Raw genomic sequence first — 21195 nt, forward strand, 5'->3', positions numbered from 1 at the left:
GGAACTCCAGATATACGCCCGATCGGAGCAGCCCGAGCCGCCTGTGCTTGTCTGAACAGCTGCGGCGTACGCGTATCTGACCGTGCCTGGTGGCGTCGATACCCACGGCGAGTCGCTGCTCGAGAGCGCGGAACCGCGCTGCCGCAGGCTTGACGTCGGCTTCAGTCTCTCGCGCACCGACGCCGACCTACCCCAGGTCGACCGCTCAACCGCTGTCCGGGTTGGCGCTGGTGAAGTGGTCGAGCTCGTCGAGCTGCTGTTGGACGCGTTCGGCGTCGGTGTCGCGGCCTTGTTCCCGGTACAGCTCCAGTGCCTCCCGCCACACCGTGCGGGCTAGGTCGAACTGTCCGAGTGCAGCGTGGGGATGGCCCACGCTGTCGAGGTTGTCCGCGACCTGGTAGGCGTAGCCGATGCCGCGGAACAGGGTGAGGGCGTGGTGGTAGTGGTCGAGGGCCTGGTGGTGGTCGCCGGTGTGGTGGGCGATGTACCCGAGGCTGTCCAGGGTGGCCGCCTCGCCGTCGGGGTCGTGGTGGTGTCGGTGCAGGGTGAGGGCGGCCTGGCAGTGCTCGCGGGCGGTATCGAACCGGCCCAGGCGCGCGGCGTACCAGCCCACCGCGTTGAGCGACTCGGCTTCCCATACCGGCTGGTCGAGGGCGCGAATGAGGGCGAGGGCGCGGTGGGCGTGCTCCAGGGCCTGCCGGTCGTCCCTTCGCTGTTCCCAGGCGAGCGCGAGCACCTGGTGGGTGTGGGCCTGTCCGGTGGGGTCGTGGTGGCGCACAGCCAGGTCCAGGGCCTGCTCCAGGTGGGTGGTGGCCTGTTCGTGCAGGCCCAGCACGGAGCAGGCGTTGCCGAGGAGTCGGTGGGTACGGCCGCGGGTGGTGGGGTCGGGCAGGTGGTCGGCGGCGGCCAGTGCGGCCCGCCACGTGGTGACCGCGTCGTGCCGGTGTCCCCGCCGATTGTGGAAGGTGGTCAGGTTCCAGGCCAGGTGCCAGATGGTGTGGTGGTGGCCGAGGGTGGCGGCGGTGCGTTGGGTGGCCAGCAGGGTGGCGTGCTCGGCCTGCAGCCAGGCCAGCGCCGCGGCGGTGTCGGGCAGCGGGTGCGGGTGGACGCCGGGCGCGGGCGGCTCGGGCGACAGGGGCGTGCAGTGGGGGTCCAGGAGGCGGTCGGCGGTGTGGGCGGTGTGCAGGTGGAAGTCCACCACCCGGGTCAGAGCCGCTTCCCGCACGTGCTCGGGCAGGATGGTGTGGGCGGTGTCCGCGGCGTAGGCGCGGACCAGGTCGTGCATGGCGTACCGGCCACCGGGCCGCCGTTCCAGCAGTGAGGCGTTCTCCAGCCCGCTCAGCGTCCTGCGGGCGGTGCGGTTGGGCAGTCCGGTGAGGGCGGCGGTGGCGGGTGGGGTGGTGTCGGGTCCGGGGGTGATGCCCAGCAGCGCGAACACGGTGCGTTGGGTGTCGGTGAGGTGGCGCAGGGACCGGGACAGCACAGTGGGCAGGCTGGCGGCCGGGTCGGTGTCGTGATCGAGCGCCTCCAGGCCGAGGTCGCGCAGTTCGGCGGCGGTCTCGGCCAACGCGACGTCGGGGTGGGGCCCGGCGGTGCGCGCGATGATCGACAACGCCAGCGGGTGGCCCCCGCACAGCCCGATCAGCTCGTCCACGGCCTCGGGTTCGGCGGCGACGCGGTCGGCGCCCAGGCGGGCGGCCAGCAGGCCGCGGGCCTCCTCGTAGGTGAGGACGTCGAGGGGCAGGTGGCGGGCTCCGTGCCGGTCGATCAGCGAGGCCAGCCGGTGACGGCCGGTGACCAGCACCGTGCAGGACGGCGAGCCGGGTAGCAGCGGCACGACCTGCTCGGCGGTGGCGGCGTTGTCCAGCACGATGAGCATCCGCCGCCCGGCCACCAGGCTGCGGTACAGCGCTGCCTGGGCGTCGAGGTCGGCGGGGATGCGGTTCGGGTCGACGCCCAGGGCGTCGAGGAAGCCGCGCACCGCCACCGCCGGCGCCACCGACTCACCGGTGGGACTGAAGCCGTGCAGGTCCACGAACAGCTGCCCGTCGGGAAATCGCTCCAGGTGCCGGTATGCCCATGCCAGAGCGAGCCAGGTCTTGCCGATGCCTCCGGCACCGCCGATCGCCGAGACCAGCACTGTCGTCCCCGCACCTGCCGGGCCGGTAGTGGGGGCTGCGGTGGTCGGTTCCCGCGTGTCGGTGCCTGGTTCCTGTGGTGTGGCGGCGTGGGTCAGGGCGCGGTCCAACCGGGCGAGTTCCGCGGTCCGGCCGGTGAACAGTCCCGGTGCGGCGGGCAGCTGCCGCGGGATGACCGGCGCGGGTCGCGGTGGTGGCGGGTGCAGGTTCAGGTTGCCGTGCACCACACCGACCGCGGCACCGTGATCGGTGGCGACGAGGTCACCGTGGATGCTCGTTGTCGCCGCGGTGCCGGCGGCCGGGGTGGTGTCGGGGTGAGGCGGGTCGGCCGCCGACGCGGTGTGCCCGTGGTCCGCGTCGGCTAGCGAGGGTTGTCCGGTTCTCCCGTCTGGGGCGGTGCGCTGATGGTGAGGTGGTCGCCGGTAGCGGCACCGATGGTGATGCCCCATGCCGCGCCGTTGACGCCACCGTGAATAGTCGTACTACGACCACCGGCCCCGCTGACACCCTCGTGGTGGCTGGAGCCTATGTCCCCGGTGCCGAGGTCGCTGGATTCGCCGTTGGTGCCTGTGGGTGTGCTGTTGTGCGGGGTTGGTGTGGTCGGGCCTGGCGGGTGGGTGACGAGGTGATGCAGGCGGGACTGGGTAAGAGTCGAGAGCCCGGTGCCGCCGCTGAGGTCGCGCATGCGGGTGGCGATGTGGTCGGCCCAGGCGGTGATGTCGACGTGTCGGCCGCTGTGAGCCAGTGCCTCGGCGCCCAGGAGCAGAAGCCGTTCGTCGTGGACGATGTCGGCTTCCAGCGGGCCGAGCTGGGGTGGGATCTCGTGGTGTCGACCTTGTTCGAGCAGCAGTTCCCAGAGCGTGGCCAGGGCGGTGCGGCGGTGTGCGTGGGCGTGGTGGCGGAAGGTGTCCACCCAGCGTCGGCGCACGTCCTCCAGCGGCGTCCCACGCCACAACGCGAGGGCGTCGTGGAGGCGGTCAAGGTCGCGGTGTTCGCCCGCGGCACGGGTTTCCCGCAGGAAGCGGTGGTAGTCGACAGTGCCGGGATCGACGTCGAGAAGGTAGGCGTTGGCACCGGGCTCGTGGCGTAGCCAGATGCCGTCTCCCCCCGCTCGTTCCATGGCGTCGCGAATGTAGCCGACGTAGCGGATCAAGGTTTCCGGTTTGGGTTCGCTGCGCCCTTCCTCGACCCAGATCCGGTCGAGCAGCGTGGTGACCGGGACAGGTCGGCCGACCTCGACGGCCAGCAGGCCCAACAGACACCGCTCCGCCGACCTGGTCAACGTGATGACGTCGTCGTCGCTGTGGATCTCGACGTTGCCCAGTATCCGGATCTCCACCCGTCCCCCCGGCTGTAGCCCTTGCTGACGAGCGCAGTCTGGCGAGATCCGCCCCGTCGTCCAGCCGCAATAACAGTGCTGCACTCGTCCGTAACGCCAGTCCACCCGGATGGGGCAGGTGTCGTCGACCGTATGTGGCGGTTTTGGGCGTCGGGTCATCCGGTTGGTGTCCGACAACTGCGGACACCGCAGCGGACAAGATTCCCACCCGATTGGGGTAGCGATGTCGGCCGCGGTGTCGAGGACGCCGTCCGGGGATCTGTCGCGTGCCGCAACCGACGCTGTTTCCAGCCCCACAAGAGGGAAGCGGGGCGGAACGGAAACCGACGTCATGAGGACGGAATGGACTGGACACGGGTTCACGCACCACCACCGGACGAACAGCAGCCACCGTGGTCGTGTCTGGCGTTCACCGCCCAGCGCCGCCTCGGAGCACGCGGCGAGGGGGTGAGGACATGATCATCACATTCATCCCGATCGAGCGGGAGAAGACCTTCAGCAAGCCCAAGAACGACAACAACTAGAAGACGGGAGGGAGTGTCATGTTTCGTCCGTGTGTGAAGTACGAGCACCGGCCGGTCCGCCTCGGCGAGGACCGGGTGCAAATCGGTGGCTGGGTCCACGGTGTGGGCGCGATCATCCCGGACCCGGACGGCTGGGTGTGGGCGTTGCTGACGCTCCTGGACGGCACCCGCACGGTGGACCAGGTGGTCGCCGACCTGGTCCACCACCACCCCCGACACCCTGCCGCCGATATCGCCGACGCCATCGGTGAGCTGTGGCAGGCCGGTTACCTGGAGAACGCCGCCGCACCGGAGCCGCCCGGCCTAAGCTTGGCCGAGCGGGAGCGGTACGGGCGCAGCCGGGCGTTGTGGCGGTGGACGGACCTCGCCCCGCGCACGACGACGTGGGACGCGCAGCTGGCGTTGCGGCAGGCACGCGTCACCGTGATCGGGGTCGGCGGTGCGGGCAGCACCGCGGCGCTGGCGCTGACCGCCTCCGGGGTCGGCACCATCCACCTGGTCGAGCCCGACACGGTGGAGTTGTCCAACCTCAACCGCCAGATCCTCTACACCGAGCACGACCTCGGGCGCCCCAAGATCGACGCCGCCATCGGGCGCCTGCGGGCACACAACCGCGAGGTCACCGTGACCGGTGAGCAACTGCTCGTCGACGGTCCCGGCGTCCTGCGCCGGCTGTCGACAGGGTGTGATGTGCTGCTGCTGGCCGCCGACATCCCGCAGGAGATCCGGTCGTGGACCAACCGGGCGTGCCTGGACACCGGCACCGCGTGGGTCCACGGCGGCTACCACGGCCCCAGGGTCAACGTCGGCCTGTTCCGACCCGGTTCCGGCCCGTGCTACGACTGCGCACGCACCGCCACCGCGGAACACCTGGCCGCCGAACCACCGATCACCCCGTGGCCCCCTCTTGGTCAGACTGGTGCGAGACACCTCGTGTGATCGAGGTTCGTGATCAAGGGCGGGATCGGAGATTCTTGTGCTCGTGTCCACCCCATCCGACAAGCAGTCCCGGCGTTCCTCCGGCGCGACACCCACCGATCCGGCCGCGCGTCCGTCCCGGCGGACGTTCACCACCGAGTACAAGCTCGCTTTGGTCGCGGAGTACGAGAATGCCCCGAACGGGGAGAAGGGCGCGATCCTGCGCCGCGAGGGCCTGTACTCCTCGCACGTCATCGAGTGGACCCGGGCTCGAGACGCGGGCCGGTTGGGCGGTGCGGCGGCGGAATCGACGGCCTCGGCGACACCGGCGCGCAGGTCGGCCGAGCAGGTCGAGCTGGAGAAGCTGCGCCGGCAGAACGAGAAGTTGGCCTCCGACCTGGTCAGGACCCGGATGGCGCTGGACATCATGGGAAAAGCTCACGCGCTCTTGCGGGAACTCTCCGTGAGCACGGACGAGGGCAGGCCGCCCAGGACGTGACGGCGGCCGCGTTCGCCGAGCTGCGCGCCGCCGACGTCCCGGTAACCACGTCGTGCGCGCTGACCGGCAGGTCCCGGGCCACGCACTACCGCCACGCCGGGATGACGGGCCCGCCGTCCGGCCCCCGGCCGCGACGTCGTCCGCCGCCGCACGCCCTGGACGCAGCCGAACGCACCGAGGTGTTGGAGGTGTTGACCAGCCCTGTCTACCGGGACCTGGCGATCCCGCAGGTGTGGGCACGCGAGTTGGACGAGGGCCGTTACCGGTGCTCGATCTCCACGATGTACCGGATCGCCCGCGCCGCCGGGCAGGTCCGCGAACGCCGCCGCACCGCCACCCACCCGCCCCGGACACGCCCGGAACTGCTCGCCCGTGGTCCGAGCCAGGTGTGGTCGTGGGACATCACCGCGTTGAAAGGGCCGGTGAAAGGCATCTGGTACCGCTGTTACGTCGTGCTGGACATCTTCTCCCGGTACGTCACCGGGTGGCTGGTCGCCGCCGCGGAGGACGCGGTCGTGGCCAGGGACTTCCTCGCCGACGCCGTCGCCCGCAACGGCACCGCGCCACACACGGTCCACGCCGACCGCGGCGGCGCCATGGTCTCCAAACCGGTCTCCGCGCTCCTGGTCGACCTCGGCGTGCTCCGCTCGCATTCCCGTCCCCGCGTCTCGAACGACAACCCCTATTCCGAAGCCCAGTTCAAGACGATGAAGTACGTGCCCGACTTCCCCGAACGGTTCGGCTCCCTGGCCGACGCCCGCGCGTTCTGCGAGGAGTTCTTCCTCGCCTACAACCACGAACACCGTCACTCCGGCATCGGCATGCACACCCCCGCGTCCGTCCACTTCGGAACCGCAGAACAGATCCGCGACCAACGCCAGGCCACTCTCGACCGCGCCCACACCCGACACCCACAACGCTTCGCACACCGACCCCGACCACCCCGACTGCCCGAGACAGCCTGGATCAACCAGCCTGTCGAGCAACCGCAACCGACCCCGTAAACACAACCTGTCTCATCTGAATTGACAACTACCGGCCCGCCCAGGCCGATACGGAAGGAGTGCACGCGACCAACGCGGTGACGGCCGGGATGGCGGGCAACCTGGCGGCGCACGCGGTGATGAGCCTGATCACCGGTGCCCCGGCGTTGCCGGTCAACCGCGAGTACGGCATCAACCTGGTCACCCTCCAGGACACCTTCGCCCTCGGTATCCAGTCGGCCCGGCCAGATTGCCCCGCCTGCGGGCCGTTCGCTGCCTGAGCCGGTGGGTCGCGCCCCGTCACGGGGTGCGACCCGCCGGCTATCCGCGATCGTCGGGATCCACCAGTGCTTCGGCCCGCCGCAGTACCTGTCCGGCGCGCGGATCACCGGCCTCGGCCATGATCGCGGCAGCCTCCCGCAGACGCTCCACCGCCTCTCGTATCCGGCCGAGGTGGATCAGCGAGGTCGCGAGGGTCTCCAAGGCTTTGGCACGTTCGGCTTCCGCGCCGCCGTGCTCGCCATAGGCAGCCACGGACTGCTCGCACAACCCGACCACGGTGTCGTGCTCGCCCAACCCCTGCCGAGCGACAGCCACGTCGTGCAGGGCGTACGCCACCCCGAGCGGCTTACCCACCCGAAGCCGCAACACCACCTCCAGTTCGGCGTACTCCACCGCATCCTCGAACCGCCCCAGCGCGGCGCTGGTCTGACGTAGATCCCGGACCTCTACGACCACCCGCCCGACGACGGCCGGGTGATCTGCGTCGACGAGTTCGGGCCGCTCAACCTCCAGCCCCGCAAGGGCAAGGCCTGGCGGCCGACCGGCTCACCACTGCGATTACGGGCCACCTACAACCGCCACCACGGCGTCATGCACATGCTCGCCGCACTCGACCTGACCACCGGGAAGATCCACTACCGCATCCGGCGCCGCAAACGCCACGCCGAGTTCCTCGACCTCCTCGAGTCCCTGCGCGCCAGGTGGCCGGGACAGAAGCTCTACATCGTGGCCGACAACTTCTCGCCGCACCGCCACCCCGACGTCCGCGCCTGGGCCGCCGACCATGACGTCGAGCTAGTGTTCCTGCCGACCTACGGTTCCTGGCTGAACTGGATCGAGGCCGAGTTCACCGCCCTGCGCTACTTCGCCCTCAACGGCACCGACCACCGCACCCACGCCGAGCAGAACACCGCCATCGCGGCCTACATCCGCTGGCGCAACGCCAGAGCCCGACCCAAGACCGGCTTCGCCACCGACTCACCCATCCGCACCTGGACCCATTACCCGATCAAGGTTGCTTGACGCAGCACTAGGCAGCGCGTCGACCGGCGGCGTGGAGGTCGTCGGCCAGGGCGGCGAGAAGGTCCACCGCTTCCCGGACGTAGCGCCAGGCGGTGCTGCAGGAAACTTCGAATCCGGCGGCCAGACGAGCACAGGTGTCGCCGTTGCGCAGATGGGCGAACCAGCAGCGCCTGACGGCCGGGACCCAGGCGCCGCCACCGGGATCGTCGTCGCACACGCTCGGCACGGATCAGGTCGCCCAGGCGGACGAGGGTGTGGTTGGACAGCGGAATCGCGGCAGGGTAAGACAGCACGGCGAGGCTCCCGGTCGGGGCATCGGATCTTGGTCGACTGCTGTCTTACCGAGAGCCTCGCCCACCCCGCTCCCTACTACTCAGCCTGCGCTGTGACCTGCGACGTCACGATGAAAATGGCTCAATGATCACTTTCGCCGCCGTATCACCTTTCCGTAGCCGACCCCCTTCCCTAAACGCGAATTCCTTCGAGCATTACCGACGTTCCTTGAACTTTCCACACCTCGCCTCCAGGCAGCCGCACCGAAGGTGCCGACAATCGCAGCCGTGCCACCTATTATCACTTCCGTGGTGTTGACAAAATCGCGCAGCCATTGCGCTGCACGTGAGATACGGTAGCCGATATGTCCATCAACCCGAAACCGCAACTTGCTCTGCATATCCTGCAGCCAGAGCCCTCCCTCGGGATCCTGGAAGGTGATTACGATGGGTAGCTCGTAATCTCCAGGCCGATCGGCTTTTAGTACCCACCTCCAAATGGCCTTTCTACGCTTCTCGTCCAAGGGTTGAGTATCCGATCCCAACAATTCGATACGACCGTCGAATCCTGATCCAGGCATCTCAACTTTGATCATGTTGGTGGCCGCCGTTAAACGCCTGTGGGAATCGTCATCTGACGCGACGCACTCGGCCCTGTCCAGATGCATCGCCACTTCGAATAGCGTCGCCTTCCCAACCTCCGTCACCATGGGCGGCGAGGTCGCCTGACAAACCTCGAACGTCGCCGGCTCGGGTCCGCTCGCACTCCCGGTAGAGTGCTTGACGTTAGCCTGAAATAGCCAGACGATCGCTCCGAAAACACCGACGAAAAGGAACGCGATCAGAAAAATAATCTTCGTCGCCTGTTCCATGGCTCTGAACCTACGGAGAATCACTCTAGATGCGCTGAACGATGAAACTGACAACAAGAAGAGACCAACGATGAGCAAAGTTACAACCAGCACGGCAGTGAAGTCCACATCCATCTGCAACCAGCCTTCGGCACGTGACATACCCAATAGTTAAATTCTACTTATGCCCTTGACTGCAAAGCAATGGGGACCCCTCTACCGGACTACTACGCAACGGAAATTCTAGTTCGTGTGGAAATCAGCGTAGGGAACAGCGTCAGGTCCGCTGGCGGTTCACCACCGACGACGCACGCGTCAAATTTCGCCACCTATACCCCGAGAGTTATTGAGCCGAAAGTGTTCGGTTGCCTACATGGCGGCGTAGCGGACGTGCGGTGCCTGGAAGTAGCCGTGGACGATGTGCGGTTGGCGTTGGCGGCGTCGTAGGAAGCGTCGGGTCTCGTGGGCGAGGCGGTCGATGTTGTGGGCGCGGGAGGCGTTGACGTTGCGTTTGAGGTCGGCGTTGAGCAGTTCGTCGGGGTTGAGCTCGGGGCTGTAGCCGGGCATCAGGTGCAGCTCGACCCGGTCGGCGTTGTCCTCCAGCCACGTGCGGACGACCTTGCTGCGGTGCACCGGGTGCCGGTCGACGATGACGTGCACCTTCCGGCCTGCCTGCCGGGCGACGCAGTCGAGGAACGCGGTGAACACGGCCGCGGTGAAGCGTTCGGTGAAGACGGTGAACCACAACGCGCCGCGTGAGGCGACCGCGGACATGACGTTGACCCGTAGCCGTTTCCCGGTCACCCGCACGATCGGCGTGCGGCCCTTCGGCGCCCAGGACCGGCCGGGCGGCGCGGCATCCGAGCGCAAACCGCATTGGTCGACCCACGCGATCGCGGCACCCTCGGCCTTCGCCCGTGCCTCGATCGCCGGATACTCCTCGTCCAGCCACGCGCGCACCGCGGCGGGCTGCTGCTCGTAGGCGCGGCGGGCCGGGCGCTGCGGGGTGAAGCCGTGGCGGCGCAGCCACAACCCCACACCCTGTTCGGTCATGTCGACCCCGACCACCAGCCGGATCAGCACGACCACCGCCTGGCGGGTCCACAGCGGCCCGCCGATCAGCAACTCCTCCGGCGTGTAGTCCGCCATCGCCGCGAACAGCGTGCCCCGATCCTCCGCACCGATCAGCTCGACGGGGCCGGGCCTTCCCGTCCGGGTCGCCAGGCCGCCACGGCCGTCCCGCCGGTAGGCACGCCACCAACTGCCCACCGAGCGCTCCGAGACCCCGAACACCTCCGCCGCCTGCCGATAACCCGCGACCACCCCGGACTCCAACGCGGCCACCACCCGCAACCGCAGCACCTCACGCTCCGCAGGCGATAACCGATGCGCACCCTCGACCTCGATCACAAGCGATCAACCTACCGGAAGACGATCACTTTCGACTCAATATCTCCACGACGAACACGCGACAGTTGAAGACACGACCTCACCAATCTGGAAGGCCCTGGTGGTGATGCGTCGAGCTTCGCCGTCGCCTGAGTTCGGCCGCTTACCACCATGTCCATGTGATGCTGGACTTCATAGATTCCGCCGTGTTCAAGGCCACCTCACCCGGAATTCCGCCCTCTTCGGTGACGTTCGAGATGGACCCCAAGTAGATACACGCTGATCGGACTAATCGATATCGGCCATTGAGAGACCCTGGCGCATCCTTGTGCCTCAAACTTGGCGCAACGCCGTCGAACCTTCACAAGGGGTGGTAATCTCGTGCTCCCAGAAGGGGGGTCGGTTCGACTGCGGCATTTCGCTACAAACTTGATATTGCTCGGCGCGCTCATTCGACATATGTCACGCTTTGTGGCGTGCATATAACATGAGGTGATGCCAGCGATCTATCACGGGGGAGATGTTTGATGATATATCGAATAAAGTCGATAGTGCTCGCATTGCTGAGCGTCGGGCTTCTGATCGGTTCGACGGGATCTGCGCATGCCGAGAACTCGGCTACTGCATCGGCTGCGGAACCGCAACGGGTCGTCGCGCTGACCGGTGCGGAGGTCGGGGTCCAGGGCAACTGCACTGGGCCGATCTGCGGCAAGATCACGAACTCAAGTTCATCCGACGCCAGCATGCAAATCATCAACTACTGGCCACCCGGTCCTGCTGGCGGACTCTCCCTGAGGCCCGGGTCATCGTCCACCCAATTCTTCAAGGACACCGACGCTGCCTACATTCCGGCTGGATGCAAAGGCGTCAGAAGTTGGGCTCCAGATTGGGAGGGTGGATACTGGTACAAGTTCCCGGATACGTTCAGCGAGACGGTACGAGTTGATTGCTGACCGTTCACGGATGGCGGTCAGCGAGTACACCGCGATCTGCGCGATCTGCGAGATCTGCCCGGCTGATCCGTACATCGGTTGAATCTGTCCGCCAATAAAGAGGTGTGGCGAAAAATTACATTGATAACGTTTCGCCCAGGACTGTCGACTTGCCGGGTCAAGTGCTGCTTGGTTGGCCATGCGACAAGGTCGGACGTCCTATCCCTGACGTCTTGATAAGGCATGATGAAGGGCGCAGCCGCCAGCGACTGCGCCCTTCATCATGGTCACCGCAAGTCCGGCAGATCGGACGACGTGGGCACCAGCTTGCGGCGGGCGGCCTTGCTGGAGCTTTGTGCCAGGCCGCACCGAGGACCTGCTGTTCCTGTTGGAGTACCGGCCCGGCCCACACCGCTACGTCAAGCCCGGCCTGATCGCGGTTCACCAGGCCACCGAGGCACTGTCCGCGCCCGCCGCCGCAGCCGACGACGGTCCGGCGCAGCCACCACCCACAAGTCGATGACCAGCACCAACCCGGCTGGACATTGTTTCTGCACGCTTGCTACTGGAAGACACCCCCCAGGCGACCACACACCGTCATCTCACCAGCGAACCCGCGACAGTTGAATACGCGACATCACCAGTCTCAAACGCCGATCCGCGACCGCGACACCGCCCGCGTCTCGTCCACGACCTCCCGCCGCCGCTCGACCGCGTCCGGCACCGCCCTGCGCGAGATCGCCCGCGGCGTCGGCGTCAACCTCGCCGTGGTGCACGGCGAGGTCAACGCCGCGGAAACCGCCATCCGGCAGCCATCCTAACCGCGAAGCTAGAATCCGGCGGACTCGCATGCAGTAGCGGAAACGGGATAGGATCGGCCGTTGACGTAGTAGGTTCCGGAAACCAAAGTGCACCACTTCTGGTCGCCGGTCCAGTTCTGGGCAACCGCGGTGTCGGTGATGTGCGGAGCCGTGTAGCCCGTCGAACTCTCACCTTTGAGGGCGCCGTTCGCGGTAATCTTCACTGTGATCTCGGCGTCGGCCCACGGGTTGCAGTAGATGTGACCCGTGGCGTAGACACTTGGACTTCTGTACCAGGGTTCATCCGCGACCGCGTAGCAAGAGATCGCCACCGTATTGTGATCTGCGGACTGCGCTTGGGTCGTGCTGGGCGTGCCGACCATGGCCGCGGTGACTCCCAGCGCAGCTATTACCGACGTCGACTTCTTGGTCATTCCTTTGACTCCCGCCATGATGTTTGCCGGTTGATGTTGCAATGTTAAATTGCCGGGACCCCGGACCGGGTCGAAAGTATCTCCGGTCTTGGTTATCGGCGGCGTTATCCGAGGCTAGGTGAATACGCGTCTTCGCCAGTCGGCGACTTGGGCTTCGTGTCAGATGCCCGTGGTGACGGTGACGCCCGAGGACACGCGGCGTGGTGTGGTCACGCCGGTCACCAGGTTGCCGGTGGAGGCGATCGTCGCCGTCGTGCCGGTGGCGGCCTGGTAGTCCAACCCGATCCTGGTGCCGCTGTCGCGGAGGGTGTTGGCCACCACGGCCACCGCCGCTGCGCCGTAGTTGATGCGCACCGACACGAAGGCCGACACCTCGCCCGAGGTGCCCACGACCCGGTTGTGCGCGACGGTGGAGGCTGCCTCGCCCTGCGCGGAGGCCCGGATGCCGAAGCCGGCGAAGTCCTCGATGCAGTTGTCGGAGACGCTGCTGCCGAACAGGCGCTCCGCGGCGATGGCCCCGGCGGCGACGTCGTAGACATGGTTGCGCTCGACGTACCAGCCCGCGGTGTTGTCCAGGCTGATCCCGGCGGCGCCCGCGCTGGCGATCCAGTTGTCGGTCAACTGCCAGTCGGTCACCGCGTTGCCCGGGTCCTCGACCCGGATGCCACTGCCCCCGGACTCTGCGACGTGGCACGCCGAGATCCGGCCGTTGACCTGGGTGTTGCCCAACAGGGTCCCGTTCGCGGAGGGATTGGTCACCCGGATCCCGTGCCGGTTCGCCCCGAGCACCGGCACGGGATCCACCACCGACGCCCACGACCGCAGCACCAACCCGTCCCCCGCGCGCGGGTTGGCCTCCCGATTCCCCTCCAACGTCAGCGAACGAAGGGTCACGGGGTCACCAGTGAAGTCCGTGTCATCGAGGTAGGAGTCACTGGCCACCAACGCGGCCAGGTTCGCCCCGTCCGCCTGACGGATCACCGTCCCGGTACGGGACATCCCATGATAGGAACGGTCACCGAGCAGACGGATCGTGCTGTCGATCGAACACCGCCCTGAAATCACGATCTCCACCCCGACAAGACTGGCCCTGATCGCCGCGTTGAGCTGTTCGCCGTCCGACATCGTGTTCGCACACTCCACCAGGGTCGTGCTCGACGGCACCGGTGCAGCGGCCGCGGTCACGGGAATCAAGAAAGCCAACATTGCCAGAAGGGCTGCCATGCGCATGATTTCTCCGATTGGCCAAATCGATCGCACTGGCAGTGCGCTAGCAGGATTGCGCGAACCGACCTGTCGAATATGGAGGGCAGTAAGCAGGTCGAGTGGTGTCGTACCGCGCTTGGCGCGGTACGACACCACGACCGCTAATGAACGAGGGTGTACGGTGACGGTGGACGCAGTCGTCGGCAGCTTCAGGTACGGGAAACCGGATAGTTTCGACGCGACATGCGGGCCGGTTGACGACTGAGAATGTCCACGAACTCGTCAAGATTTCCTTGAGCGCCACCAAATGATCTGGACTTGGTGTTCAGCAGGTGATTGTTCTGGTCAGGCTGATCTTCGACTGGCCGTCTGAGCGGTCGATGATGCCCCTGTAGGTCTCGGTCTCGCCCGGAGTGCACACGTAGGTCAGTGAAACCGAGGTGTTGCCGCTCCAGCTCGCCTCGTCCAGGTTGGTCCAGCCCCCGAGGAAGTTCCGCCACTGCAGCACCGCGTGCCAGCGTGAGCTGCCCGAGCAGCCCGCAGTGGTCGCGGTCGACCTGACGTAGGAGCCGGACTTGCCGGGTGTACTCACCGTCCAACTGCAGGCGGCGGCATCGATTTCTCCCGCTTGCGCCCCAGGCGCTGTCAGGGTGGTCAACGCAAGCGCGGCTCCCGCGAGAAGAGCCGTGGGCATGATGTGACGTCTACGCATATCTCCCCTTAGTTAAGCGAACTGCACGTGCGAAAAACTTCTAACGTTAGTCGAACGCTGGCGCGCAGACTTACGTGCCGGATACGGACGCAGCCGCAATCGCGGCCAACTTGGCGATCTTGGATGATACCCCTCCTCGACATGAGCTATTCCATCGATGTGCCGAGCCCGCATTCCGGCCAAACGTAGATCAGGACGTGCGGTTACTGACAATGCCTGACTCGGACTTGCGCACCTTTGACTCTCAGTGCCGAGTGCTTGCCTGTTCGTGCCCGGGTGCGCGATGGAGGGTCATGCGCCGGTAGTCCGCCGGCGGCATCCCGAAGGCGGCACGAAAGGCGCGGCTGAAATGAGCCGCCTCGCTGAATCCCCAACGGGCCGCAATGGCGTGGATCGGGTGCGTCTGCAGGCGGGGATCGGCGAGGTCGCGGTGGCAGCGTTCGAGCCGTTGCCGGCGAATCCTGGCGGCGACCGTCGTGTCTTGGTTCTGGAACAGTCGGTGTAGTTGCCGGAGGGAGATGTGGTGGGCCGAGGCGATCATGCCCGGCGACAGGGCCGGGTCGCCGAGGTGCTCGTTGATGAAGGCGTGAATCCGGGCCAGGAGCGCCTCGTGGTGGCGTTCGGGTGGTAGCGGGTTCGAGATGGCGAGTTCGTAGGCCAGCAGGACGGCCAGCAGGTCCACGGCGATATTCAGCAGGTGGCTCACCCCGGCTGGCTGATACTCCGTCGCGCCCGCGACCTCCCGTAGGCAGTTGGACAGCAGGGCGCCGATTCCCTCGCGGCCCTGCAACGGCGTGACGAGCAGTTGATCGACTGTGGACGGTGGTAGCGGTAGAAGCCGCCGGGAAAACCGGAGCATCAGGTGCGAACCGCCTGTATAGCGGGCACGGAAGGGGCGCGAGGAGTCGAAGAGCAGCAGATCTCCGGCCCGGAATGTGGCGTCACGGCCTGACTGGGTCAACCCGTAGTTCTCCCCCTGCAGAATGACTCCGAGCAGGTACTGCTCCGGGTCGGACTGGCGGATCAGCTTGGGCGTGCGGTCAGCCTGCAGCGGCGACATCACCGTCTCCGTGGACAGGTGCATGCCACCGGCGTCGAGTACTCGTGCCGAAGCCCGGAAGTCGGCCACAGCCTCGGTACGCACCCAGGTCGGGATGATCGTCCGGGACACGGTCTGGTGCCAACAGTCGAACCGGTCCGCTACCGGCAGATCCTCGGTGTGTAACACGGTCTGTAACACAGTTCATCCCCCTTGAATCAAGCTGCCAGCCACCCTTGTGGTAACACTGAGTTCAGTGTAGTGACATAGAGTGATCTATTCGACCGACTTCGCCCACGCACACAAGCTTGCGGGTGCCGACCCCGCCCCGGTGGGACTCTGACCAGCTTCGCCACTCGCTTGTGTCTTGAGCCTCACCGCCGCCGAGGCCAAGGTCGGCTGACGCCGTCGGCCTTTCGTCCCTAGCTGACTGGCACCACTCCACCAACCTCAGGCTCCCCGGGATGGCCGAGGAATACGGCCATAGTCACGCGATCGGGTGTGGCTGTACTCGCGGAGCGGCGGTCGGGTCGTCGGGTTCGCTCCAGTGTCTCCCCGGTAGACGACGAGGGGCAGTGATGCGTTATTGAGTCGAAAGTGATCGTCTTCCGGTAGGTTGATCGCTTGTGATCGAGGTCGAGGGTGCGCATCGGTTATCGCCTGCGGAGCGTGAGGTGCTGCGGTTGCGGGTGGTGGCCGCGTTGGAGTCCGGGGTGGTCGCGGGTTATCGGCAGGCGGCGGAGGTGTTCGGGGTCTCGGAGCGCTCGGTGGGCAGTTGGTGGCGTGCCTACCGGCGGGACGGCCGTGGCGGCCTGGCGACCCGGACGGGAAGGCCCGGCCCCGTCGAGCTGATCGGTGCGGAGGATCGGGGCACGCTGTTCGCGGCGATGGCGGACTACACGCCGGAGGAGTTGCTGATCGGCGGGCCGCTGTGGACCCGCCAGGCGGTGGTCGTGCTGATCCGGCTGGTGGTCGGGGTCGACATGACCGAACAGGGTGTGGGGTTGTGGCTGCGCCGCCACGGCTTCACCCCGCAGCGCCCGGCCCGCCGCGCCTACGAGCAGCAGCCCGCCGCGGTGCGCGCGTGGCTGGACGAGGAGTATCCGGCGATCGAGGCACGGGCGAAGGCCGAGGGTGCCGCGATCGCGTGGGTCGACCAATGCGGTTTGCGCTCGGATGCCGCGCCGCCCGGCCGGTCCTGGGCGCCGAAGGGCCGCACGCCGATCGTGCGGGTGACCGGGAAACGGCTACGGGTCAACGTCATGTCCGCGGTCGCCTCACGCGGCGCGTTGTGGTTCACCGTCTTCACCGAACGCTTCACCGCGGCCGTGTTCACCGCGTTCCTCGACTGCGTCGCCCGGCAGGCAGGCCGGAAGGTGCACGTCATCGTCGACCGGCACCCGGTGCACCGCAGCAAGGTCGTCCGCACGTGGCTGGAGGACAACGCCGACCGGGTCGAGCTGCACCTGATGCCCGGCTACAGCCCCGAGCTCAACCCCGACGAACTGCTCAACGCCGACCTCAAACGCAACGTCAACGCCTCCCGCGCCCACAACATCGACCGCCTCGCCCACGAGACCCGACGCTTCCTACGACGCCGCCAACGCCAACCGCACATCGTCCACGGCTACTTCCAGGCACCGCACGTCCGCTACGCCGCCATGTAGGCAACCGAACACTTTCGGTTCAATATGTGTCCGGGCAGACGGTCAACCGCATGGCGGGCGCCTTCGGCGGCGAGGGCAAGACCGACGCCAAGGACGCCCAGGCCATCGCTCAGACGTGCAGGATGCGCGGCGACCTGCCCCGACTGTCCGTCCCGGACCGCGTGGTGACCGACCTGGCGGTGCTCACCGCGCGGCGGGCCGATCTGATGAACGACCGGGTGCGTGACGTCAACCGGCTGCGCGAGCTGTTGTCCTCGATCTTCCCCTCCCTGGAGAAGAGGCTGGACTGCACCACCCGCGCCGCACCGACCCTGCTGACCGGGTTCCAGACGCCGACGGCGATCCGCGACGCCGGTGAACCCGGCCTGACCCGCCACCTGCACGATCTCGGCGTGCGCCCTGGGGCCGCGCACAGGGTCACCGTCAAGGCCCTGGCCGCCGCGTCGGAACAGACCGTCGCCCTGCCCGCCGAAGCCGTCACCGCGCCGCTGATCGCACGCCTGGCCCGACAGCTGCTCGACCTGGACCGCGAGGCCAAAGACCTCACCAAACAGATCGGCGACACCTTCCGCACGCATCCCCAGGCCGCGATCATCGAGAGCCTGCCCGGCCTCGGACCGGTACTGGGCGCGGAGTTCCTGGTCGGCACCGGCGGCGACCTGACCGCCTTCCGCGGCCCCGACAAACTCGCGGCCTTCGCGGGCCTGGCCCCGATGCCCCGCGACTCCGGCCGGGTCACCGGCAACCTGCGCAAACCCCGGCGTTATCACCGGGGCCTGCGCCGGGTGTTCTACATGGCCGCCCTGTGCTCCACCATGCGCGAAGGACCTTCACGGGTGTTCTACCAGCGCAAACGAACCGAAGGTAAACACCACATCCAAGCCCTGATCGCCTTGGCCCGCCGCTTGGTCGACGTGCTGTGGGCGCTGCTGCGCGACAACCGGCCGTTCACACCCCCTGTCACCGAAACCGCAGCAACTCCCACAGCCGCTTGACACGGATCATTAAGACTCGACGATCCGGCGCACGCCCTCGATGCCCTCGACCGTGCCGATCACCACCAGCACGTCACCCGCGCGGATGACCTCCGTCGGCATGGGCGAGGCGACGACCTCCTCACCGCGGACAACCGCGACCACCGACGCGCCGGTGCGGGTCCGCGCCCGCATCGCACCCAGCGGTTGGTCGGCGTGCGGTGACCCGACCGGCACGTCCACACGGCCGGAGACCAGCCCGGGGACCTCCCTGGACAGGTCGGCGAACCGCTCGGCGATGCGCGGGGCGCCGAGGATCTCGGCGACCGTGTCCGCCTCCTGCCGGGTGAGCCGGAACAGCGGCCTGCCCTCGTCGGGGTCCTCGGGCGGGTAGGCGACCAGCTCGAAGTCACCGTCACGGCGGGCGATCACGCCGATCCGGTCCCCGTCGGCGTTGGTGAACTCGTAGCGCAACCCCACACCGGGCAACAGCACCTCGTTGACGTCCATCGGATCATGATGACGCGGGCAGCAGGCGTTGCAGGGCGTACCCGGTGACGGCCGCGGTGGTGGCCGCCATCAGCAGTCCGCCCACGAGCCCGACGAGCACGGTGACCGCGAGGGCCTGGCCGGGCTGCCACAGCGGCATGGTGAACCCCAGGAAGACCGCCAGCCCGAGCAGCCAGGCGACCGCCGTGGTGGCGATCCAGCGCCCCGCCCGCGGCACGTGCCCGCGCAGGACGAGCCATTGGGCTGTGCCGATCGAGCAGAGCAGCACGCCCCCGAGCACCAGAGCCACGAGGATCGTCGGCAGGGGACGCCAGGTCGTCATCCCCGCAGCCCAGGTGGAGGGAGCCAGGCCCACCAGGTACGCCACGACGGCCGCCCCGGAGGTGGCCGCCACCCAACGTGGGCGGGACACGCCGGGCAGTGCCCGACGCAGCACGGCGGCCTGGCCCCACCCGAGCACGGCGCCCTCGACCGCACCCGCCACCAAGAGGGCCGGGACGACCAGCGCGGCGGCCCTGTCCGCGGTGAGCGCGCCGACACCGGCGGGCACCGCGAACCCGAGGAACTCAGCCAACGTGACCAGCGGAAACCAGGCGCACAACAGCGCCCGGCCACGCAGCGCAGGACTCTCGGCGGGCAAGCCGGTAATCGCGACAACCTGAACGTCGTCGGTAACCCAGGGGAAGACGCGACGGTAGGCCTCCAACGCGGCCATGCGTTCCACACCGTTCAGCACCACACCGGACCCGACGGCCCACTGACCTTCCAGTCGGACCTCGACGGGCGCGCCCGCGCGGAAGTGACGCCACCACCGCTTACCCGACGCTCTGCCCGCGACCACCACCAGCCGATCGCCGTCGCGGACGTACTGCACCGGCAACTCGACCGCTGCGCCACCACCCGTGCGGTAGCGCAACCCGCACACCTTCCCGTCGAGCACCCGACGCCCCACCGAGCCGAGCAAACGCAGCACCACCCGGTTCACCAGGGGCGCCCGACGGCGCGCGGACGTGTGACGGCTCTTGGACACATGCACCATGACACAAGTCCACCTTCCCGGCAGAGGCGGGAACAGGGACCGCGGACCCGTTGCGACGAGGACATCTGGCCCTCACGCCAGCGCGGTTGCCTGTCCCTTGGTTCGACTGCACGAGCGCGGAAATCACCTACAGCACGGCACCTGAGCAACGGGCTACCGGTCCGTCAGGTCGGTCGGATCGCTTGGGACGTGGTGTGCCTCACGCGGTGCTGGCATGATCTGCCATCTCGACCCCCACCACCCCTGCCACCGCGCCGGCCACCACGGTGGCGACGTGGCGTTCGACGTCGTCCGCGCCTTCACCCGCCAGTGTGACCACGCCTCGGGTGACGGAGATCCGCCACGGGATGCGCCCTGCGGCGACAGCGAGCTGGCGCCGCACGTCAGTCGCGATGACGTCGTCCTCCCTGGCGATCATGCGCAGGAGGTCGCGCCTGCTCACCACGCCGACGAGGACGCCGTCCCGCACGACCGGGACGGTGCGCAGGTGCTTGTCCAGCATGAGCTTGCTCAGCTCCGCGACGTGCATCCTCGGGTCGACCGCGACCACGTCGGTCGTCATGACTTCCGCGACGGTCGTCGACGCCGGCGCGAGCGGCTCGGGTGGTTGGCCGTGCACGAACGTCCGCGGATCGGGGAGGACGCGGTTGCGCAGCAGGTCCGCTTCGGCGACCACGCCGACCAGGCGATCCCCGCCGTCGACCACCGGCAGCGTGGTGAAACCGTGTTCCACCAGCAGTCGCGCGGCGTCCTTCGCGGCCGTGCCGGGTTGTGCGGTCACCACGGCGCGGGTCATCAGGTCCTGGGCTTTCATCGTGATTGTCCCCTGATCCGGTGATACATCGGCAGTCGTGCGCCCGGCACGCCGGGGGTCGTTCTTCGGCGCCGGAGATGTCCTCCGAAGTGCCGTACCCGGAACGCCGGAGCGGAAACCACGTGCGCCGGCCGGTCCGACGACGACTCGGTCGACCTGCTCACCTCGGCCAGCCGGGGCCCATCGTCTGCTCGCGGCCGATCATCCGGCACGCGCCCTGGCGCAACGGCGTTCAGGTCCGTGCGTCGGCAAGGACGGCGCGAGCCCAAGCGGCCGCGCGGGCGGGCTCGCCGACCAGCAGCGGACCCGGGGTACCGCCGACGTGGAAGGACATCGGCTTGTCCGGGACCTCGAAGTGCAGGGCGCGCAGCCGCTTGGCGATGGCCTTGGCTGCGGAGCCGGGCAGCCAGCCGATCTTGACCCTGGTGTCGAAGGCGTGCGCGGTGACGTGGTGCCCGAGCGGGGCGAGGGTCTCCAGCCACTCGCGGACGCCGCGGCCGGTGGACACCAGGCCGTCGGTGGCCTGGTCCGCGGCGGACTGGCGGGTGGCGGGGCGGCTGAGGCTGAAGGCGTGCGTGGGTGCCCCGACGACCAGCAGGCCGACGTTGTCGGGCAGCACGTCGGGTGCGTCGGAGACCTCGACGACCTCGGCCGCCAACGCCTCTCCGATCGCCTCGGCGATGGCTTTGGTGTTGCCGAACATGGATTCGTAGACCACGAGTGCCCGAGCCATGACTGACCACCTTTCCGTCACCCCCACGGTGAGCCTTCGCCCGGTGACCGCACAGCGGCGAACGGTCCCGTCCACGCCGGGACCTTCGCCGCAGCCGCCCGGGACCGACGGCTCTGC

At 67.8% G+C, this 21195-nt stretch carries 20 protein-coding genes and 3 pseudogenes; 7 read left to right on the forward strand and 16 right to left on the reverse strand.

The window, feature by feature from the left end; translation table 11 throughout:
* Nucleotides 1–205: 205 nt before the first annotated feature.
* Both IOD16_RS18360 and IOD16_RS18365 read right to left on the reverse strand, forming a co-directional pair.
* The gene (locus tag IOD16_RS18360) at nucleotides 206–2362 is read right to left on the reverse strand and encodes an ATP-binding protein (protein WP_236595079.1); all 2157 of its coding nucleotides are present in this window, start codon (nucleotides 2360–2362) and stop codon (nucleotides 206–208) included.
* Between the two features lie 137 nt (nucleotides 2363–2499).
* Nucleotides 2500–3477 (reverse strand): AfsR/SARP family transcriptional regulator, encoded by a 978-nt coding sequence (locus tag IOD16_RS18365; protein WP_201441021.1) that lies wholly within the window; start codon nucleotides 3475–3477, stop codon nucleotides 2500–2502.
* Between the two features lie 557 nt (nucleotides 3478–4034).
* Here IOD16_RS18365 and IOD16_RS18370 point away from each other — a divergent pair.
* The 3 genes and pseudogenes from IOD16_RS18370 (at nucleotide 4035) to IOD16_RS18385 (ending at nucleotide 6682) form a co-directional block, all read left to right on the forward strand.
* On the forward strand, nucleotides 4035–4940 hold the full coding sequence (locus IOD16_RS18370; protein ID WP_236595080.1) for a HesA/MoeB/ThiF family protein: 906 nt from the start codon (nucleotides 4035–4037) through the stop codon (nucleotides 4938–4940).
* 43 nt (nucleotides 4941–4983) lie between these two features.
* Nucleotides 4984–6422, forward strand: a pseudogene (locus tag IOD16_RS18380) (IS3 family transposase).
* Between the two features lie 89 nt (nucleotides 6423–6511).
* A complete protein-coding gene (locus IOD16_RS18385; RefSeq protein ID WP_236595081.1) occupies nucleotides 6512–6682 on the forward strand; it encodes a hypothetical protein in 171 nt (56 codons plus the stop codon).
* A 40-nt stretch (nucleotides 6683–6722) separates the two neighbouring features.
* Here the strand turns inward: IOD16_RS18385 and IOD16_RS18390 are convergent, their stop codons facing one another.
* Nucleotides 6723–7139, reverse strand: coding sequence for a hypothetical protein (locus IOD16_RS18390; protein ID WP_201441024.1), 417 nt, complete (start codon nucleotides 7137–7139; stop codon nucleotides 6723–6725).
* An 18-nt stretch (nucleotides 7140–7157) separates the two neighbouring features.
* Here IOD16_RS18390 and IOD16_RS18395 point away from each other — a divergent pair, with 18 nt between their 5' ends.
* A complete protein-coding gene (locus IOD16_RS18395; protein ID WP_236595082.1) occupies nucleotides 7158–7706 on the forward strand; it encodes an IS630 family transposase in 549 nt (182 codons plus the stop codon).
* A gap of 16 nt (nucleotides 7707–7722) precedes the next feature.
* Here the strand turns inward: IOD16_RS18395 and IOD16_RS18400 are convergent.
* The 4 genes and pseudogenes from IOD16_RS18400 to IOD16_RS18415 form a co-directional block, all read right to left on the reverse strand.
* Nucleotides 7723–7999 (reverse strand): annotated as a pseudogene (locus IOD16_RS18400) (transposase family protein); the annotation flags it as partial.
* Nucleotides 8000–8127: 128 nt separating this feature from the next.
* A complete protein-coding gene (locus tag IOD16_RS18405) occupies nucleotides 8128–8850 on the reverse strand; it encodes a hypothetical protein (protein ID WP_201441025.1) in 723 nt (240 codons plus the stop codon).
* 348 nt (nucleotides 8851–9198) lie between these two features.
* Nucleotides 9199–10191, reverse strand: coding sequence for an IS630 family transposase (locus tag IOD16_RS18410; protein WP_201441026.1), 993 nt, complete (start codon nucleotides 10189–10191; stop codon nucleotides 9199–9201).
* An 830-nt stretch (nucleotides 10192–11021) separates the two neighbouring features.
* Entirely contained in the window at nucleotides 11022–11351 is a 330-nt protein-coding gene (locus IOD16_RS18415) for a hypothetical protein (RefSeq protein WP_201441027.1), read from the reverse strand.
* Nucleotides 11352–11505: 154 nt separating this feature from the next.
* Between IOD16_RS18415 and IOD16_RS18420 the strand changes: the two genes are divergently transcribed.
* Nucleotides 11506–11673, forward strand: a complete 168-nt coding sequence (locus tag IOD16_RS18420; protein WP_201441028.1) for a hypothetical protein — start codon at nucleotides 11506–11508, stop codon at nucleotides 11671–11673.
* 123 nt (nucleotides 11674–11796) lie between these two features.
* Here IOD16_RS18420 and IOD16_RS18425 read toward each other — a convergent pair whose 3' ends face one another.
* The 5 genes from IOD16_RS18425 to IOD16_RS18445 all read right to left on the reverse strand — a co-directional run bounded on the left by IOD16_RS18425 (nucleotide 11797) and on the right by IOD16_RS18445 (nucleotide 15542).
* The gene (locus IOD16_RS18425; protein ID WP_201441029.1) at nucleotides 11797–11955 is read right to left on the reverse strand and encodes a hypothetical protein; all 159 of its coding nucleotides are present in this window, start codon (nucleotides 11953–11955) and stop codon (nucleotides 11797–11799) included.
* Nucleotides 11956–11979: 24 nt separating this feature from the next.
* A complete protein-coding gene (locus IOD16_RS18430; protein WP_201441030.1) occupies nucleotides 11980–12384 on the reverse strand; it encodes a hypothetical protein in 405 nt (134 codons plus the stop codon).
* A 159-nt stretch (nucleotides 12385–12543) separates the two neighbouring features.
* A complete protein-coding gene (locus tag IOD16_RS18435; RefSeq protein ID WP_201441031.1) occupies nucleotides 12544–13614 on the reverse strand; it encodes a right-handed parallel beta-helix repeat-containing protein in 1071 nt (356 codons plus the stop codon).
* Nucleotides 13615–13915: 301 nt separating this feature from the next.
* Nucleotides 13916–14284, reverse strand: coding sequence for a hypothetical protein (locus tag IOD16_RS18440; RefSeq protein WP_201441032.1), 369 nt, complete (start codon nucleotides 14282–14284; stop codon nucleotides 13916–13918).
* A 262-nt stretch (nucleotides 14285–14546) separates the two neighbouring features.
* Nucleotides 14547–15542 (reverse strand): helix-turn-helix domain-containing protein, encoded by a 996-nt coding sequence (locus IOD16_RS18445; RefSeq protein WP_201441033.1) that lies wholly within the window; start codon nucleotides 15540–15542, stop codon nucleotides 14547–14549.
* A 473-nt stretch (nucleotides 15543–16015) separates the two neighbouring features.
* Here IOD16_RS18445 and IOD16_RS18450 point away from each other — a divergent pair, with 473 nt between their 5' ends.
* Nucleotides 16016–17008, forward strand: a complete 993-nt coding sequence (locus IOD16_RS18450) for an IS630 family transposase (RefSeq protein WP_201441026.1) — start codon at nucleotides 16016–16018, stop codon at nucleotides 17006–17008.
* Between the two features lie 14 nt (nucleotides 17009–17022).
* Nucleotides 17023–18003: pseudogene (locus tag IOD16_RS18455) on the forward strand (IS110 family transposase); the annotation flags it as partial.
* 9 nt (nucleotides 18004–18012) lie between these two features.
* Here the strand turns inward: IOD16_RS18455 and IOD16_RS18460 are convergent.
* The 4 genes from IOD16_RS18460 to IOD16_RS18475 all read right to left on the reverse strand — a co-directional run bounded on the left by IOD16_RS18460 (nucleotide 18013) and on the right by IOD16_RS18475 (nucleotide 21078).
* Nucleotides 18013–18492 carry a cation:proton antiporter regulatory subunit gene (locus tag IOD16_RS18460; RefSeq protein WP_201441034.1) on the reverse strand — a complete coding sequence of 160 codons (480 nt, stop codon included), beginning with the start codon at nucleotides 18490–18492 and terminating at the stop codon, nucleotides 18013–18015.
* Between the two features lie 4 nt (nucleotides 18493–18496).
* Entirely contained in the window at nucleotides 18497–19531 is a 1035-nt protein-coding gene (locus IOD16_RS18465) for a hypothetical protein (protein WP_201441035.1), read from the reverse strand.
* Nucleotides 19532–19730: 199 nt separating this feature from the next.
* Complete coding sequence (locus IOD16_RS18470; protein WP_201441036.1) at nucleotides 19731–20345, reverse strand: CBS domain-containing protein; 615 nt, start codon at nucleotides 20343–20345, stop codon at nucleotides 19731–19733.
* Nucleotides 20346–20577: 232 nt separating this feature from the next.
* Complete coding sequence (locus IOD16_RS18475) at nucleotides 20578–21078, reverse strand: flavodoxin family protein (protein WP_201441037.1); 501 nt, start codon at nucleotides 21076–21078, stop codon at nucleotides 20578–20580.
* Nucleotides 21079–21195: the final 117 nt, after the last annotated feature.

The sequence above is a fragment of the Saccharothrix sp. 6-C genome (genome assembly GCF_016695385.1).
Lineage (GTDB): Bacteria > Actinomycetota > Actinomycetes > Mycobacteriales > Pseudonocardiaceae > Actinosynnema > Actinosynnema texasense.

Bases quoted from the DNA above. Each gene is read 5' to 3' on its own strand.
- IOD16_RS18385 (WP_236595081.1), top strand. From the start codon at position 6,512: ATGGCGGGCAACCTGGCGGCGCACGCGGTGATGAGCCTGATCACCGGT.
- IOD16_RS18405 (WP_201441025.1), bottom strand. From the start codon at position 8,850: ATGGAACAGGCGACGAAGATTATTTTTCTGATCGCGTTCCTTTTCGTC.
- IOD16_RS18415 (WP_201441027.1), bottom strand. From the start codon at position 11,351: ATGGCCAACCAAGCAGCACTTGACCCGGCAAGTCGACAGTCCTGGGCG.
- IOD16_RS18425 (WP_201441029.1), bottom strand. From the start codon at position 11,955: ATGGCGGTTTCCGCGGCGTTGACCTCGCCGTGCACCACGGCGAGGTTG.
- IOD16_RS18430 (WP_201441030.1), bottom strand. From the start codon at position 12,384: ATGACCAAGAAGTCGACGTCGGTAATAGCTGCGCTGGGAGTCACCGCG.
- IOD16_RS18435 (WP_201441031.1), bottom strand. From the start codon at position 13,614: ATGCGCATGGCAGCCCTTCTGGCAATGTTGGCTTTCTTGATTCCCGTG.
- IOD16_RS18440 (WP_201441032.1), bottom strand. From the start codon at position 14,284: ATGCCCACGGCTCTTCTCGCGGGAGCCGCGCTTGCGTTGACCACCCTG.
- IOD16_RS18460 (WP_201441034.1), bottom strand. From the start codon at position 18,492: ATGGACGTCAACGAGGTGCTGTTGCCCGGTGTGGGGTTGCGCTACGAG.
- IOD16_RS18465 (WP_201441035.1), bottom strand. From the start codon at position 19,531: ATGGTGCATGTGTCCAAGAGCCGTCACACGTCCGCGCGCCGTCGGGCG.
- IOD16_RS18470 (WP_201441036.1), bottom strand. From the start codon at position 20,345: ATGAAAGCCCAGGACCTGATGACCCGCGCCGTGGTGACCGCACAACCC.
- IOD16_RS18475 (WP_201441037.1), bottom strand. From the start codon at position 21,078: ATGGCTCGGGCACTCGTGGTCTACGAATCCATGTTCGGCAACACCAAA.